Origin of the sequence: Enterococcus sp. LX10 (assembly GCF_023539285.1) — a bacterium.
GTDB lineage: Bacteria > Bacillota > Bacilli > Lactobacillales > Enterococcaceae > Enterococcus > Enterococcus faecalis.
The window spans coordinates 1,947,897-1,964,372 of the sequence record NZ_CP092784.1 but is presented as its reverse complement, the minus strand read 5'-3'; the positions used below and the strand labels follow the sequence as shown (position 1 = coordinate 1,964,372).

Here is a 16,476-nt window from a genome sequence, read left to right as displayed (position 1 = left end):
GAATTGAATGGCATTAGGGGAGACCAAAGGCATTATTTTATTTACGAAGGATTTTAAAGAGAAGGATAAACTCGTCAAAATTTTTACAGAATCCTATGGGAAATTGATGTTTTTTGTGAAAGGCGCGCATCGAAAAAATAATCCTCTTTTGCCAGCGATTCTGCCATTTACAGAAGCCGTCTACATCGGAAATTTTAGAGAAGAAGGCTTATCTTTTCTCAATAGCAGCAAAGAAGTTCAACCTTTTCGAAACATTCAACAAGACATATTTATTAACGCATATGGAACATATATTTTAAACTTAGTCGATGCAGCAATTGAAGATCAGCACTATGACCCTAATTTATTTCAATTTACCCACATGGCATTATCCGCTTTAAATGAGCAAAAAGATCCGGAAATCATTACAAATATTTTTGAAATTCAATTGTTAGAACGGTTTGGTGTACGACCAGAATGGCATCATTGTGTGGCTTGTGGCGAAACACAAGGGAAATTTGATTATTCCTCAAAATATAGCGGTGTGCTTTGTGAAAAACATTGGCATTTAGATGAACAGCGCTACCATGCAGATCCTAGAGCAATTCATTTTATTCGCTTATTTTCGCAAGTCTCCTATGAAAAAGTCCAAAACATTCAAGTAAAAGAAGAAACTAAGAAAAGTATTCGAGAAACGATTGATATGTTATACGATGAATATGTCGGGTTGCACTTAAAAAGCAAAAAATTTATTGATCAAATGAAAACGTGGGAAAATACGTTAAAAATTCCACCACGAAAGAAGGAAGAAAAAGAAACATAAACAAGCAGTCGTTTTTCTAAAAAAAATTTGACAACTTCCCTCAGACACCGTATTATGATAGAGAAGTTAAATACGTACGAAGAAAAAGAGAAGTAAAAAGAACCCTCTGTTAAGCGAATCTGGGAGAGTGGGAGCCAGAAACACGGAACTTTTGAAAGGCACTTTGGAGTACGACAAACGAAGCTGCCGATGAACACATCGGAAGTAGGGTGGAACCGCGATAATTATTCGTCCCTATGTCTATTAATAGGCATGGGGACTTTTTGCTGTGAATCACTACGATTGGCGCAAATGCGACAGAGTAGATGATGAACAGTACAAGGTGACCAAAGGGAACGTTGTAACCGAATAAAAAAAGCAAACAGTTAACACCAAAAGAAAAATAGTAACGTTTATTCAAAAAAGCTCAATTGGCGCAAAAGTGTCAGAGCAGATGTGGAACAGTACAAGGTGACCAAAGGGAACGTTGTCTCCTCTGTGCTAAAACAAACTGTTTAGCCAAAAACATGGAGCAGATGTGGAACGTTATAACAGCATAAAAATTATCCCATTCTACAAAATTGTTTCTCTGTAGCCCTTTTTAAATTTACATTCCCGAAGCAAAGCCAATCCCTATGTCTATAAAAAATATTCCAAGGAGGAAAACAATGAAAAACAAGTTAACCGTACAAGAAATGATTTTAACCTTGCAAAAATTTTGGTCATCTAATGGCTGTATGTTAATGCAAGCCTATGATACAGAAAAGGGAGCCGGCACCATGAGTCCTTACACGTTTTTACGTGCCATTGGACCTGAACCATGGAATGCTGCCTACGTAGAACCTTCTCGTCGTCCAGCTGATGGACGCTATGGTGAAAATCCAAACCGTCTATACCAACATCATCAATTCCAAGTTGTAATGAAGCCTTCTCCTGAAAATATCCAAGAACTTTATCTAGAAAGTTTGAAATTATTAGGAATTGATCCATTAGAACATGACATTCGTTTTGTAGAAGATAACTGGGAAAATCCTTCAATGGGCTGTGCTGGTTTAGGTTGGGAAGTTTGGTTAGATGGCATGGAAATTACCCAATTTACGTATTTCCAACAAGTCGGGGGCTTACAATGTCATCCTGTCACTTCTGAAATTACTTATGGGTTAGAACGCTTGGCATCATATATCCAAGAAGTCGAAAGTGTCTATGATCTAGAATGGACACAAGGCGTTAAATATGGTGAAATTTTTGTCCAACCTGAATATGAACATTCAAAATATTCCTTTGAAATTAGTAACCAAGAAATGCTTTTAGAAAACTTTGACAAATTTGAAAAAGAAGCTAAACGCTGTATTGAAGAAAGCTTAGTTCACCCAGCCTATGATTATATTTTAAAATGTAGCCATACATTCAATTTATTAGATGCTCGCGGCGCTGTCTCTGTAACGGAACGTGCAGGATATTTAGCCCGCATTCGGAATATGGCTCGTTCCGTAGCGAAAATTTTTGTGGCTGAACGTGAAAAATTAGGGTTCCCATTATTAAATAAAGATCAAAGTGTATCCAAGGAGGCAGAATAACATGGCAAAAGATTTATTATTAGAAATTGGCTTAGAAGAAATGCCCGCACATGTTGTCACACCAAGCCGTATCCAACTTGAAGAAAAAGTAATCAAATTTTTAGATGAACATCATTTAGACTATGAAACAGTGCAATCCTTTGCCACACCTCGTCGTTTAGCCGTGAAAGTAACTGCGATTCCTGAAAAACAAGCGGATGTTGAAGAAGAAGTAAAAGGTCCAGCGAAAAAGATTGCTTTAGATGCTGAAGGAAATTGGTCAAAAGCTGCACAAGGTTTTGTACGCGGCCAAGGAGTCACAACTGAGGACATTGTTTTCAAAGAATTAAATGGTGTCGAATATGTCTATGTGACGAAGTTTACCAAAGGCCAAAGTGCCAAAGAAGTATTAACAAAATTAAATGACGTGATTACAAGTCTAACTTTCCCGGTAACAATGCACTGGGCAAACTATGATTTCGAATATATTCGTCCAATTCACTGGATTGTGGCACTACTTGATGATGAAGTAATTCCTTTCAACGTGTTAGACGTGACGACAGGGCAAACTTCTCGTGGCCACCGTTTCTTGGGAGACGATGTGACGTTCCAACATGCTAATGAATATGAAGCAAAATTAAAAGAACAATTTGTAGTGGTTCAACCGAATGAACGGAAACAAATGATTGTTGATCAAGCGAACGCACTCGCTGCAGAAAAAAATTGGCAGTTAGCTTTAGATGAAGAGTTATTGGAAGAAGTTACGAATTTAGTGGAATATCCAACTGCATTTGTAGGTAGTTTTGATGAAAAATATTTATCTGTTCCAGATGAAGTATTAGTGACTTCTATGAAAGAACACCAACGTTACTTTGAAGTTCGTAACGACCAAGGCTTATTAATGCCGCATTTTATCGCTGTTCGCAATGGGGATAATGTTCACCTTGAAAACGTGATTAAAGGAAATGAAAAAGTGTTAATTGCTCGTTTAGAAGATGCAGAATTCTTTTACAATGAAGATAAAAAATTAACGATTGAAGCATGTGTTGAAAAACTAAAAAATGTGACTTTCCATGAAAAGATTGGCTCAATTTATGAAAAAATGCAACGGGTTGCTCTAATTGCACAAATCATTGGTCGAAAAGTTGGCTTATCTGAGGAGGAATTGGAAGATTTAAAACGTGCCTCTGAAATTTATAAATTTGACTTAGTAACAAATATGGTTGGTGAATTCCCAGAATTACAAGGAATTATGGGAGAAAAATATGCCTTATTACAAGGCGAAAAACCAGCTGTAGCAACGGCTATTCGAGAACATTATCTACCAACTTCCAGTGAAGGTGAATTGCCAGAAACAGCAATCGGGGCTGTTTTAGCCTTAGCCGATAAGCTTGACAGCGTCTTTTCATTCTTCTCAGTTGGTATGATTCCAACAGGTTCTAACGATCCTTATGCACTTCGTCGTCAAACCTATGGCGTTATCCGAATTATTGAAGATAAAGGCTGGACCTTCCCATTAGTCCAATTACAAACAGAAGTTGATGAAGCAGTGAATCAAGATGTTGAGAAATATGGCGTTTTACTAAACGAAGGACAAGCAGAAGTCGTTGAATTTGTGAAAGCTCGCTTACGTCAATTATTAATGACGAAAAATGTTCGCCATGACATTATCGATGCAGTGGTGTCTGCTGAGCAAGCCGATTTATCGAAATTATTTGCTTCAGCGAATATTTTAAAAAGCCGTTTTGAAGATCAAGATTTTAAACCATCAATGGAAGCCTTAACGCGTGTTATTAATTTAGCGAAAAAAGGTCAAGAACTTTTAGGTGATACTGAAGAAGGGATTGATCCAAGTCTATTTGAAAATAAGGCAGAAAAAGAACTGTATCAAGCAGTTAACGATTTATCTGAAGCATTTGCGATACGCACGATTGCAGAAAACTATGAAGCACTAGTAAATCTACGTCCGTTAATTGATGCGTACTTCAATGAAACGATGGTTATGGTTGAGGATGAAAAAGTCAAACAAAACCGATTAAAACAATTAATGCAAATTGCTAAAATGGCGTTATCAATTGCTAGCTTAGATTTATTAATTGTAAAATAAAAAGCGCTGCTTTTCGACCGCTAAGGAGGAACCGACAGCATGTCTGAAACAACGTTTGAACAAATTTTAACACAATTATCAAAGCCAGCTGTTCGTGCACTAACGAATGAAAAAATCGACAGTGTGGATGAACTCTACGCACGAGGCCGAAAAGCGTTACTTTCGTTGCATGGCTTTGGTCCAAAGTCTATTCGAACTATTGAAGAGATGACTGGGAAAGAATTGAAGTAAAAAAAGGATCGCCGTTTAGAGGCGATCCTTTTTTTATTTACGTTTTTGTTTTCCAGCATTGCGACCTTTATTGCCGTTTGCTTTTGGTTGGTTCGTTTTTTGCGTTACTTTGTTTGTTTCTTTTGGTGTCACATCCTTAATAGGAGTAACCACTTGTTTTGGTGGGTTATTTTTCAATTCTTCTTGTACTTGTTTTTTAATTCTTGGACGTAAGAGGATATTTGTGATGGCAGATTGAATACATGTGAAAATACCACCAACTACCCAGTAAAGCGCTACGCCTGCAGGTGAGCTAAAGGACATGAAAACAATCATTAATGGTGAAACAATCAGCATTGATTTCATTGTTTTCTTTTGTTCTTCAGGAATACCAATCATTGAAATATAACCTTGAGCTAAATAGGCTAAACCAGCTAATGCCACTAAAATCATATTTGGTTGCCCTAAATTCATTCCTAAGAAGCTTGCCGTGGCAATACCTTTTGTATAACGAGCAGCAAAGAACAGAGAAGAGAAAATAGGCATTTGAATTAATAAAGGCAAACAACCAATTCCGCCAACCATACTCACATTGTTTTCTTTATAAATCCTTTGTAGTTCTGCTTGTGCGGCCATTTGTTCTTCACGCGTACTTGCTTGTTTCATTTTTGCTTGTGCAACATCCACTTGAGGTTTGATTGCTTGCATTTTTTCCGTTTGGATAAAGCTTTTTTTCGATTGATGTAAGCCTAACGGTAAAATAATGATCCGTACAATAATGGTGATAAAAATAATCGCCCAACCATAGTTCCAATTAAAGTTATCGACAAGATAAGTAATTGCATTACTCATCGGTAAAACAAGGAAGTTATAGACAAAACCTTCACCAGTTGGTTGTCCATCTGCTCCTGTTTTCACACAGCCTGATAAAAACATTACTAAAAATAGTAAGCCAGAGCCGTAAAGCCATCGGTTTAATTTACGCATGTAATTCGGTCCTTTTCTAAAAAATTTTTACATGGTTAACTATACTTGAAACAGCGCTCTTTTTCAATCAAAATCGAAAAGAAGCTCTTACAAAAATCAATAAAAAGCAGGAACTACTTGCTGTTCAAGGCTTCTTCCCAAAGAAATCAATCGTTAGAAAGTAAGTTTATTGGATTACTTTAAATTGTTCCGTTTCTTCTAACAAAGGGTCTTCTTGAATATCAACATACGTTACACGTCCCGCTGGACTGGGGGAATCTTTGATTTTTTTGATAAATGTTTCCATTATGTCTTCAGGTGCAATTGCTGTGATTGAAACGGACCCGTCGTCTTCGTTTCTCACTGAACCAGTGACACCTAATTGATCTGCCACCATTTTGGTCATGTAGCGGAAGCCAACACCTTGGACACGCCCTTGTACATTCATTCTTAGTTTTTCCATGAGAGACACTTCCTTTGCTTTTTTCTTTATGATAGCGATTTTTCTTGGTTCTAGCAAGTATCCAAGCAAGCTAGAAGCATGCTATAATACAAAGGCGAGGTGACTTATGAAAGAAATTACATCAACGAAAAATAACCAATTAAAAGAATGGAAAAAATTACACAAAAAGAAGTACCGAGAAGAACTGAACCAATATATAATAGAAGGATTTCATTTAGTTGAAGAAGCCGTGAAGGCCAACGCCGATGTTCAGTGGATTTTGTTTAACCAAAGAGGTCAACAAGAATGGGGAACTTGGTTAGCTGAACAAGAAACAGAAAAATTAATTTTTGTTAGTGATGAGGTTTTAAATAGCTTGTCGGAGCTGCCAACTTCACAAGGAATTTTGGCAATTGTCACCTTGGAAACGCAACAAGAGCAGTCGCTTTCTTTTAAAGGTGGTTGGTTACTTTTAGATAATATCCAAGACCCTGGTAATGTTGGTACGATGATTCGCACAGCTGATGCAGCAGGTTTAGCAGGTGTGATTTTAGGTAAGGGCACAGCAGATATTTACAATACAAAAGTGTTGCGCTCAATGCAGGGAAGTCACTATCATTTGCCGGTTCTCCAACGAGAATTGACCGAAGTGGTTCAGGCATTCAAGAAGCAAGGTCTACCAGTTTTCGGTACAGAACTAAATGAAGCTGCGATTGCTTATTATGAACAAGAGGCAGTGGAAAATTATGCGTTGATTTTAGGCAATGAAGGTAGCGGGGTTTCGCCAGAATTGTTAGCAGAAACCACGAAAAATCTTTATATTCCAATGAAAGGTCAAGCAGAATCATTGAATGTCGCTATCGCAGCGGGCGTGTTAATGTTTTATTTTGAAAATAATCAATAACAGAAATGAGTGTCAAAAAATGCTGACTATCAAAAAGACAACCCAGTTAACAGAAAAAGAATTAGAAACCATTATGGCTATTTGGCTGCAAACGAATCTAGAAGCTCATCCATTTGTCGCGCCAACTTATTGGCAAGAAAATAAAGCATTTGTCCGCGCTGCGTTACCAAAAGCAACACTGATCTTAGCAGAAGAAGAGGATCAGATAATTGGGTTTTTAGGATTAATGGATAACTATATCGCAGGAATTTTTATAAAAAAAGCGTTTCAAGGGAAGGGTATCGGTCAGAAATTACTGCAAGTAGCAAAAGAAGAACAGGATGTCTTATCTTTGGCTGTTTACAGGGAAAATCAAGCAGCTTATGCCTTTTATCAAAAACAAGGCTTTGTCCAACAAAAGCGAACCATCGATGAAACGGGAAACGAAGAATGTCATCTTGTTTGGCAAGCGCAGTAGGAGCGACATTTCTAGTTTTAAGGCTTGCTATTTTTCTGAAAATATCTTATACTGTTAAAGGTGTGATTTTCACACACGAAATCCACATTCTTTTCCATCTGCGAAGTGGTGCTACTACGGTAGTTCTTCAAGGAGTTGACGAAAAGAAGAGGAAAATAAAAACCAAACTGGAGGAAACACAACATGGCAGTAATTTCTATGAAACAATTACTAGAAGCCGGCGTACACTTTGGTCACCAAACTCGTCGCTGGAACCCAAAAATGAAGAAATATATCTTCACAGAAAGAAACGGTATCTACATCATTGACTTACAAAAAACAGTGAAATTAGTAGATGCAGCTTACGATTACATGAAAAACGTTGCAGAAGAAGGCGGCGTTGCTTTATTCGTAGGAACTAAAAAACAAGCACAAGAAGCAATCAAAGATGAAGCAATCCGCGCTGGTCAATACTATGTAAACCATCGTTGGTTAGGTGGTACGTTAACTAACTGGGATACAATCCAAAAACGTATTGCTCGCTTGAAAAAAATCAATGCAATGGAAGAAGACGGCACTTTCGAAGTTTTACCTAAGAAAGAAGTTGCTGGCTTAAACAAAGAACGTGAACGTTTAGAAAAATTCTTAGGTGGTATCGCTGATATGCCAAGAATTCCAGATGTAATGTACATCGTTGACCCACGTAAAGAACGCATTGCTGTTCAAGAAGCACACAAATTAAACATTCCAATCGTTGCAATGGTTGATACAAACTGTGATCCTGATGAGATCGATGTTGTAATCCCTTCAAATGATGATGCAATCCGCGCCGTGAAATTAATCACTGCTAAAATGGCTGACGCTTTCATCGAAGGTAACCAAGGGGAAGACCAAGCAACTGAAGAGTTATTCGTTGAAGAAACACCAGAAGCAACTTCAATCGAAGAAATCGTTGATGTTGTTGAAGGAAATAACGAATCAGCTGAATAATAATGATTACGGAGCTGTCTCAAAGGCTAGGCGACAAAAAGCCTGATTCTCCTTTGAGATAGCTTTTTTAAAAAGAATTGATAATATCCGAGGAGGACACAAATAATGGCAGACGTTACAGCTAAAATGGTAAAAGAATTACGCGATATGACTGGCGTTGGAATGATGGACGCTAAAAAAGCATTAGTAAAAGTAGAAGGCGACATGGAAAAAGCCGTAGACTTTTTACGTGAAAATGGTATGGCTAAAGCAGCGAAGAAAAATGACCGCATTGCGGCTGAAGGTTTAGCAAACGTAGCAACTGTAGGTAACGTTGCAGCAATCGTTGAAGTAAACTCAGAAACTGACTTCGTTTCTAAAAACGAAATGTTCCAAGATTTAGTTAAAGATATTGCGACTAAAGTTGCTGAAAACAAACCAGCTACGATGGAAGAAGCAATGGCTATTAAAACTGAAAAAGGCACAATCGAATCTGATTTAATCGAAGCAACAACTGTTATTGGTGAAAAAATCAGCTTCCGTCGTTTTGAAGTTGTCGAAAAAGCTGACAATGCTGCATTTGGCGCTTACTTACACATGGGTGGCCGTATTGCTGTATTAACAGTTATCGATGGCACAACTGACGAAGAAGTAGCGAAAGATGTTGCTATGCACATCGCGGCAATCAACCCTCGCTATGTCAACGAATCTCAAATTCCTCAAGAAGAATTAGAACACGAAAAAGCTGTGTTAACTGAACAAGCATTAAACGAAGGTAAACCAGCAAATATCGTTGAAAAAATGGTTGTTGGTCGTCTACAAAAATTCAAAGCAGAAATCGCTTTGGTTGACCAACCATTTGTTAAAGATCCAGATATGACTGTCGAAAAATTTGTTGCTTCTAAAGGCGGCGAAGTGAAATCATTCGTACGTTTTGAAGTTGGCGAAGGTATCGAAAAACGTGAAGATAACTTTGCGGATGAAGTAATGAGCCAAATGAAAAACTAAGAGCATCAAACGCTCGGTTGAAAAGCCGTGAATCATAAGTATCTAAACAGACAGCGATCCCCAAAGGAAGCTGCATAAATTGATTACTGCTTGATTCAAGGCAGTCTTTCAGCCATTTGGGAACGCATAACTTTGATATGCGCTCCCTTTTTTTAGGCAAAACCAGTGGATCGCACTGCTTGGTCTAAAAAATCATTTTGGTGAAAAGTCATCTAAATGAGGAATTGAATGATTTTTAGAGAATCTTGGAGGGAATTATGATGGTTAAACCTAAGTATCAACGTGTCGTATTAAAGTTAAGTGGAGAAGCGCTAGCCGGAGAAGACGGTTTTGGCATTAAACCACCAGTCATTAAAGAAATCGTCCAAGAAATTAAAGAGGTCCATGAATTAGGTATCGAAATGGCCATCGTGGTTGGCGGCGGAAACATCTGGCGTGGACAAATTGGTGCTCAAATGGGCATGGAACGTGCACAAGCAGATTATATGGGCATGTTAGCTACTGTGATGAATGCCTTAGCATTGCAAGATACATTAGAAAATCTTGGTGTGCCTACACGTGTTCAAACATCAATTGAAATGCGTCAAATTGCAGAACCATACATTCGTCGTCGTGCAGAACGTCATTTAGAAAAAGGCCGCGTTGTTATTTTTGCCGGAGGAACAGGAAATCCTTACTTCTCGACAGATACAACGGCTGCGTTACGAGCTGCAGAAGTAGATGCGGACGTCATCTTAATGGCGAAGAACAATGTTGATGGTGTTTATTCTGCGGATCCACGTGTGGATGAAACAGCGACAAAATTTGAAGAACTAACACATTTAGATGTTATTTCTAAAGGGCTGCAAGTAATGGATTCAACAGCAAGCTCATTAAGTATGGATAACGATATTCCTTTAGTTGTCTTTAACCTAAATGAAGCAGGAAATATCCGTCGTGCCATCCTTGGTGAAAATATCGGAACAACTGTAAGGGGGAAATAAAGAATGTCTAAAGAAGTTTTAGCAACAGCCAAAGAAAAAATGACAAAAGCGGAAGAAAGCTTACGCCGTGAATTAGGTCAAATTCGTGCTGGTCGTGCGAACGCAAGTCTATTAGACCGTATTCAAGTAGAATATTATGGTGCACCAACACCAGTTAACCAATTAGCAAGTATCAATATCCCAGAAGCACGTGTATTAATGATTACACCGTTTGACAAAAATTCTATCGCTGACATTGAAAAAGCTATTCAAATGAGTGATATCGGCATTAGTCCAACCAATGATGGAAATGTCGTCCGTTTAGTGATTCCACAATTAACGGAAGAACGTCGGAAAGAATTAGCCAAAGACGTGAAAAAAGAAGCGGAAAACTCAAAAGTTGCTGTCCGTAACGTTCGTCGTGATGCAATGGATGAGTTGAAAAAAGCTCAAAAAAATGGCGACATCACTGAAGATGAATTACGTTCATTTGAAAAAGATGTTCAAAAATTAACAGACGATAGCATCAAAAATATCGATGCGATTACTGCTGAAAAAGAACAAGAACTTTTAGAAGTATAAAACCAATCACTAATAAAAATTATTGAATCCAGAGAAGCAATTGCTCTGGATTTTTTTGTATAGATGAGGAAGGCGTATCTCAACGCTCTCTTTGCGAAAGTCATTCTAAAGTAATTATTTAAGAAAACGCTTTCTTTAATAAATTTTTTTATTCTACCAGAATTTTTTTCTTTGTGTAGGGAGGATCACTTAAAAATATAGAGAAACTTTGAAATATCAGCCTTTTAAAATTTTCCTTCACAAATTGAATCCTAAAATTTGATGATAAGAGTTGTTATTTTTAGCAATTGTAATTTGCGATTCATTCTCAATTAGGCTAAAATGAGTGAGAACGGAAAAACGATTAAAACAAGTTGGAGGGAATTGTACATGTCTGTTTTAGAAATCAAAAATTTACACGTATCAATTGAAGATAAAAAGATTCTAAAAGGAGTCGATTTAACAATTAATACTGGAGAAATCCATGCAATTATGGGGCCTAATGGAACTGGTAAATCTACTTTATCAGCAGCAATTATGGGAAATCCTAACTATGAAGTCACAGAAGGAGAAATTCTATTTGATGGCGTCAACGTTTTAGATTTAGAAGTAGACGAACGCGCTCGCCTTGGCTTATTCTTAGCAATGCAATACCCAAGTGAAATTCCAGGGATTACCAATGCTGAATTCATGCGTGCAGCAATCAATGCAAAACGTGACGAAGACAACAAAATGTCAGTCATGCAGTTCTTAAAAAAATTAGATAGCAAAATGGAATTATTAAATATGCCTGAAGAAATGGCTGAGCGTTACTTAAACGAAGGGTTTTCTGGCGGCGAGAAAAAACGAAATGAAATTTTACAATTATTGATGTTAGAGCCTACGTTTGCCATTTTAGATGAAATTGATTCAGGCTTAGATATCGATGCGTTAAAAGTAGTTTCTAAAGGGGTTAATGAAATGCGCGGCGAGAACTTTGGTGCGTTAATTATTACCCATTATCAACGCTTATTGAACTATATCACGCCAGATGTTGTTCATATCATGATGGAAGGCCGCGTTGTGAAAACTGGTGGGGCTGATTTGGCAAAACGTTTAGAAACAGAAGGCTATGCTGGTATCAGCCAAGAATTAGGTATTGATTACAAAGAAGAAGCGTAAGGAGGACAAGATAAATGAAAAAAGTAAATCTAATGGATTATCTTGACGAAGTCACCGCTTTTTCACTAGAACATGAAGAACCAGCTTGGATGACTGAATTGCGAACAACGGCTTTAAAAAACGCTGACGAAAGTGAGTTACCACATATTGATCGTGTGAAATTTCATCGTTGGCCTTTATTAAATGTTCACATGGAAAGTTATGTGCCTTCTGAAGGAAATGTCGCAAGTTTTGATCAAATGAAAGACAATCCTTTAATTGTTCAACAAGGATCTTTTCATGCTTTTGAGCAATTGCCAGCCTCATTAGCGGAACAAGGGGTAATTTTTACAGACATTTTTACTGCTTTACAAGAACACCCAGAATTAGTTAAAGAATACTATATGACTAAAGCCGTATTACCAGAAGAGGATAAGCTGACAGCAGCTCATGCAGCTTTCATGAATAGTGGCGTTTTCTTATACGTTCCTAAAAACGTAGTGATTGAAGAGCCCATTGAATCTTTGTTTATTCAGGATTCAGATAGCAACCAACCTTTCTTTAAACATGTTTTAATCGTTGCAGATAATCATAGTGAATTCAGTTATTTAGAACGTTTTCAATCAACTGGTCATCACGCAGAGAAGGCTTCTGGAAATATCGTTGTGGAAGTGATTGCGAAAGATGGCGCAAAAGTTAAATACTCAGCTGTGGATCAATTAGGGCAAACTGTAACGACTTATATGAATCGTCGTGGCTATATTATGCGGGATGCCTCTGTTGATTGGGCTCTAGGCGTCATGAATGATGGCGATGTTGTTGCTGATTTTGATTCTGATTTAGTTGGCGAAGGCGCTCATTCAGAAGTTAAAGTCGTTGCAATTAGTGCAGGTAAACAAACACAAGGCATCGACACACGAGTGACAAATAAAGCGCCACATTCAATAGGTCATATTTTACAACATGGAGTTATTCGTGAACGTGGTACTTTAACGTTTAACGGAATTGGCCACATTTTAAAAGGAGCAAAAGGAGCCGACGCACAGCAAGAAAGTCGTGTTTTAATGTTGTCTGATAAAGCTCGTGGTGATGCCAATCCAATTCTTTTAATTGATGAAAATGAAGTGACTGCCGGACACGCAGCCAGCGTTGGTCGAGTAGATCCAGAAGAAATGTATTATTTAATGAGCCGCGGCTTGCGTAAAGAAGAAGCGGAACGTTTGGTGATTCGTGGCTTCCTAGGTTCTGTCATTACAGCAATTCCAGTTAAAGAAGTACAAAATGAATTTGTAGAAGTAATCGAAGGGAAGTTAAACGCATGATGGATGCAGCAACCATTCGTCAATCGTTTCCTATTTTATTTCAAGAAGTTAATGATGAACCGCTAGTTTATTTAGACAATGCTGCGACAACCCAAAAACCAACGGCGGTGTTAGATGTTTTACGACATTATTATGAAACCGATAATGCCAATGTTCATCGTGGGGTGCACACGTTAGCCGAACGAGCAACGAAAGACTATGAGGCCTCCCGCGAAAAGGTTCGCCAATTTATCCATGCCAAAGAAACAGCGGAAGTTTTATTTACACGAGGAACAACAACCAGTTTGAATTGGATTGCCAAAAGTTATGGTGACTTGGCAGTTACAGCTGGGGATGAAATCGTCATATCTTACATGGAACATCATTCAAACATTATTCCCTGGCAACAATTAGCCCAACGTACAGGGGCTATTTTGAAGTATATAGACGTCACTGAAGACGGCTTTTTAGACATGGCAAGCGCACGTCAACAAATTACAGAAAAAACGAAAATTGTTTCGATTGCTCATGTTTCAAATGTGTTAGGGGTCATTAATCCAATCGAAGAATTAACACAATTAGCCCATCAAAATGGCGCTGTGATGGTGGTAGACGGCGCGCAAGCAGTTCCTCATATGCCTGTGGACGTTCAAGCCATCGATGCTGATTTTTATGCATTTAGTGGTCACAAAATGTGTGGACCAACTGGAATTGGTGTCCTTTATGGCAAACGTCATTTATTGGAACAAATGGAACCTGTGGAATTTGGTGGCGAAATGATTGACTTTGTTCATCTTCAAGAAAGTACTTGGAAAGAGCTTCCTTGGAAATTTGAAGCTGGCACACCTAATATTGCTGGGGCAATTGCCTTAGGTGCCGCCATTGATTATTTAACTGAAATTGGTTTAGAGGCCATTCATCAACATGAAGCAGCCCTTGTTCACTATGTTTTGCCGAAGTTGCAAGCTATCGAGGGCTTGACGATTTATGGTCCACAGAATCCAAAAGACCACACAGGTGTGATTGCTTTTAATATTGAAGGTTTACATCCACATGATGTGGCTACGGCGTTAGATATGGAAGGGGTCGCTGTCAGAGCGGGTCACCATTGCGCGCAACCGCTATTAAACTATCTGAGCGTGCCAGCAACTGCACGGGCAAGTTTTTATTTATACAATACCAAAGAAGACGCAGATCGCTTAGTTGAAGCGATTAAAGCGACAAAGGAGTTTTTCCAGCATGGCACTTTCTAAATTAGATAACTTATATCGCCAAGTCATTTTGGACCATTCTAGCCACCCACATCACCACGGAACGCTAGATGCGTCTAGCCAAACAATTGAACTGAATAATCCTACTTGTGGAGATGTGATTGAACTGGATGTGGCCATTGAAGACGGTGTGATTAAAGATATCGCCTTTCAAGGAAGTGGCTGTTCCATCAGTACCGCAAGTGCTAGTATGATGACTGATGCGGTCTTAGGAAAAACAATCGCCGAAGCAACGGCCTTAGCAGAGGATTTCTCTCAACTTGTTCAAGGAAATGAAGTGGCCGAAGATGAAAAATTAGGCGATGCAGCAATGTTAAGCGGCGTAGCTAAATTTCCAGCTCGGATTAAATGTGCAACCCTGGCTTGGAAAGCCTTAGAGCAGGCTGTTGCTAATAACGGCCAAGGCGAAGCCGGTCATTTACATTGTGAAAAATAAAGAAAGGGTGACGACGAATTGAGTACAGTACCTGAATTAGAAGAATATAAATTTGGCTTTCACGACGATGTGGAACCAGTCTTTAGTACCGGAGACGGCCTAACCGAAGACGTCGTTCGTGAAATTTCTCGCGTGAAAGGCGAACCAGAATGGATGCTTGACTTCCGTTTAAAATCGTTAGAACAATTCAATAAAATGCCCATGCAAGAATGGGGTCCAGACCTGTCAGATATTGACTTTAGTAAAATTAAATATTACCAAAAACCGAGTGACAAACCCGCACGCGATTGGGATGATGTACCTGATAAAATCAAAGAAACCTTTGAAAAAATTGGGATTCCCGAAGCTGAGCGTGCTTATCTAGCTGGGGCTTCGGCTCAATATGAATCAGAAGTTGTTTACCACAACATGAAAGAAGAATTTGAAAAATTAGGCATCATTTTTACAGATACTGACTCTGCTTTAAAAGAATATCCTGACTTATTCAAAGAGTATTTTTCAAAACTTGTGCCACCAACAGATAATAAACTGGCCGCTTTAAACTCAGCTGTTTGGTCAGGTGGAACCTTTATTTATGTACCAAAAGGCGTTCGAGTTGATGTACCATTACAAACATATTTCCGAATCAACGCTGAAAATACCGGCCAATTTGAACGGACCTTGATTATTGTCGATGAAGGGGCTAGCGTTCACTATGTTGAAGGTTGTACGGCACCAACGTATTCAAGTAACAGCTTGCATGCGGCCATCGTAGAAATTTTTACAAGAAAAGATGCTTATTGTCGTTATACCACTATTCAAAACTGGTCAGATAACGTCTACAACTTAGTAACCAAACGTGCTAAAGCTTACGAAGGTGCCACTGTCGAATGGATTGATGGTAACCTAGGAGCTAAAACAACCATGAAATATCCAAGCGTTTACTTAGATGGCAAAGGCGCCCGTGGCACGATGTTATCGATTGCCTTTGCTGGTGCTAACCAAATCCAAGATACTGGGGCCAAAATGATTCACAATGCGCCGAATACCTCTAGCTCAATTGTTTCAAAATCAATTGCTAAAGACGGCGGCGAAGTTAACTACCGTGGCCAAGTGACTTTTGGAAAAGACAGCGCAGGCTCGATTTCCCACATCGAATGCGACACGATTATCATGGACGAAAAATCAAAATCAGATACGATTCCGTTTAACGAAATCCATAACAGCCAAGTGTCCTTAGAACACGAAGCCAAAGTTTCAAAAATTTCTGAAGAACAATTATATTATTTAATGAGTCGCGGCTTATCTGAAGCCGAAGCGACAGAAATGATTGTTATGGGCTTTGTTGAACCATTTACGAAAGAATTACCGATGGAATATGCGGTTGAGTTGAATCGGTTGATTAGTTATGAGATGGAAGGTAGTGTTGGCTAAGAAGTGATTGAAA

The 16,476-nt window shown here is 38.6% G+C and carries 17 protein-coding genes; 15 read left to right on the top strand and 2 right to left on the bottom strand.

What is annotated here, in order from left to right; all coding sequences use genetic code 11:
- The first annotated feature begins 7 nt into the window (after positions 1-7).
- The 4 genes from recO (at position 8) to MKZ30_RS09200 (ending at position 4,675) form a co-directional block, all read left to right on the top strand.
- Complete coding sequence (recO, locus tag MKZ30_RS09215) at positions 8-802, top strand: DNA repair protein RecO (RefSeq protein WP_002374343.1); 795 nt, start codon at positions 8-10, stop codon at positions 800-802.
- A gap of 647 nt (positions 803-1,449) precedes the next feature.
- Complete coding sequence (gene glyQ, locus MKZ30_RS09210) at positions 1,450-2,358, top strand: glycine--tRNA ligase subunit alpha (protein WP_002379669.1); 909 nt, start codon at positions 1,450-1,452, stop codon at positions 2,356-2,358.
- Between the two features lies 1 nt (position 2,359).
- The gene (gene glyS, locus MKZ30_RS09205; protein ID WP_033600660.1) at positions 2,360-4,444 is read left to right on the top strand and encodes a glycine--tRNA ligase subunit beta; all 2,085 of its coding nucleotides are present in this window, start codon (positions 2,360-2,362) and stop codon (positions 4,442-4,444) included.
- A 39-nt stretch (positions 4,445-4,483) separates the two neighbouring features.
- Entirely contained in the window at positions 4,484-4,675 is a 192-nt protein-coding gene (locus MKZ30_RS09200) for a DNA-directed RNA polymerase subunit alpha C-terminal domain-containing protein (RefSeq protein ID WP_002382766.1), read from the top strand.
- A 33-nt stretch (positions 4,676-4,708) separates the two neighbouring features.
- On the opposite strand, the gene yidC is transcribed toward MKZ30_RS09200, so the two are convergent.
- Positions 4,709-5,641, bottom strand: a complete 933-nt coding sequence (gene yidC / locus MKZ30_RS09195) for a membrane protein insertase YidC (protein ID WP_002382768.1) — start codon at positions 5,639-5,641, stop codon at positions 4,709-4,711.
- A gap of 166 nt (positions 5,642-5,807) precedes the next feature.
- Positions 5,808-6,083 carry an acylphosphatase gene (locus MKZ30_RS09190; RefSeq protein WP_010706543.1) on the bottom strand — a complete coding sequence of 92 codons (276 nt, stop codon included), beginning with the start codon at positions 6,081-6,083 and terminating at the stop codon, positions 5,808-5,810.
- Between the two features lie 106 nt (positions 6,084-6,189).
- Between MKZ30_RS09190 and MKZ30_RS09185 the strand changes: the two genes are divergently transcribed.
- From MKZ30_RS09185 to sufB, 11 genes are all read left to right on the top strand, one after another.
- Positions 6,190-6,966 (top strand): TrmH family RNA methyltransferase, encoded by a 777-nt coding sequence (locus MKZ30_RS09185; RefSeq protein WP_002356757.1) that lies wholly within the window; start codon positions 6,190-6,192, stop codon positions 6,964-6,966.
- A 19-nt stretch (positions 6,967-6,985) separates the two neighbouring features.
- Positions 6,986-7,423, top strand: a complete 438-nt coding sequence (locus MKZ30_RS09180; protein WP_002382772.1) for a GNAT family N-acetyltransferase — start codon at positions 6,986-6,988, stop codon at positions 7,421-7,423.
- Between the two features lie 183 nt (positions 7,424-7,606).
- On the top strand, positions 7,607-8,392 hold the full coding sequence (rpsB, locus tag MKZ30_RS09175; protein WP_002356759.1) for a 30S ribosomal protein S2: 786 nt from the start codon (positions 7,607-7,609) through the stop codon (positions 8,390-8,392).
- Between the two features lie 105 nt (positions 8,393-8,497).
- Complete coding sequence (tsf, locus tag MKZ30_RS09170; RefSeq protein WP_002356760.1) at positions 8,498-9,379, top strand: translation elongation factor Ts; 882 nt, start codon at positions 8,498-8,500, stop codon at positions 9,377-9,379.
- 260 nt (positions 9,380-9,639) lie between these two features.
- Positions 9,640-10,362, top strand: a complete 723-nt coding sequence (gene pyrH / locus MKZ30_RS09165) for a UMP kinase (RefSeq protein ID WP_002356761.1) — start codon at positions 9,640-9,642, stop codon at positions 10,360-10,362.
- Between the two features lie 3 nt (positions 10,363-10,365).
- On the top strand, positions 10,366-10,923 hold the full coding sequence (frr, locus tag MKZ30_RS09160) for a ribosome recycling factor (RefSeq protein ID WP_002420040.1): 558 nt from the start codon (positions 10,366-10,368) through the stop codon (positions 10,921-10,923).
- Between the two features lie 369 nt (positions 10,924-11,292).
- Positions 11,293-12,063: a Fe-S cluster assembly ATPase SufC gene (gene sufC / locus MKZ30_RS09155; RefSeq protein ID WP_002356763.1), complete on the top strand. Its 771-nt coding sequence runs from the start codon at positions 11,293-11,295 to the stop codon at positions 12,061-12,063.
- Between the two features lie 14 nt (positions 12,064-12,077).
- Entirely contained in the window at positions 12,078-13,364 is a 1,287-nt protein-coding gene (sufD, locus tag MKZ30_RS09150; protein ID WP_002368983.1) for a Fe-S cluster assembly protein SufD, read from the top strand.
- Complete coding sequence (locus tag MKZ30_RS09145; protein ID WP_002372178.1) at positions 13,361-14,596, top strand: cysteine desulfurase; 1,236 nt, start codon at positions 13,361-13,363, stop codon at positions 14,594-14,596. Before sufD ends, MKZ30_RS09145 begins: the two co-directional genes overlap by 4 nt.
- Positions 14,583-15,050: a Fe-S cluster assembly sulfur transfer protein SufU gene (gene sufU / locus MKZ30_RS09140; RefSeq protein ID WP_002356768.1), complete on the top strand. Its 468-nt coding sequence runs from the start codon at positions 14,583-14,585 to the stop codon at positions 15,048-15,050. The genes MKZ30_RS09145 and sufU overlap by 14 nt, the downstream gene beginning before the upstream one ends.
- An 18-nt stretch (positions 15,051-15,068) precedes the next feature.
- A complete protein-coding gene (gene sufB / locus MKZ30_RS09135; protein WP_002356769.1) occupies positions 15,069-16,463 on the top strand; it encodes a Fe-S cluster assembly protein SufB in 1,395 nt (464 codons plus the stop codon).
- Positions 16,464-16,476: the final 13 nt, after the last annotated feature.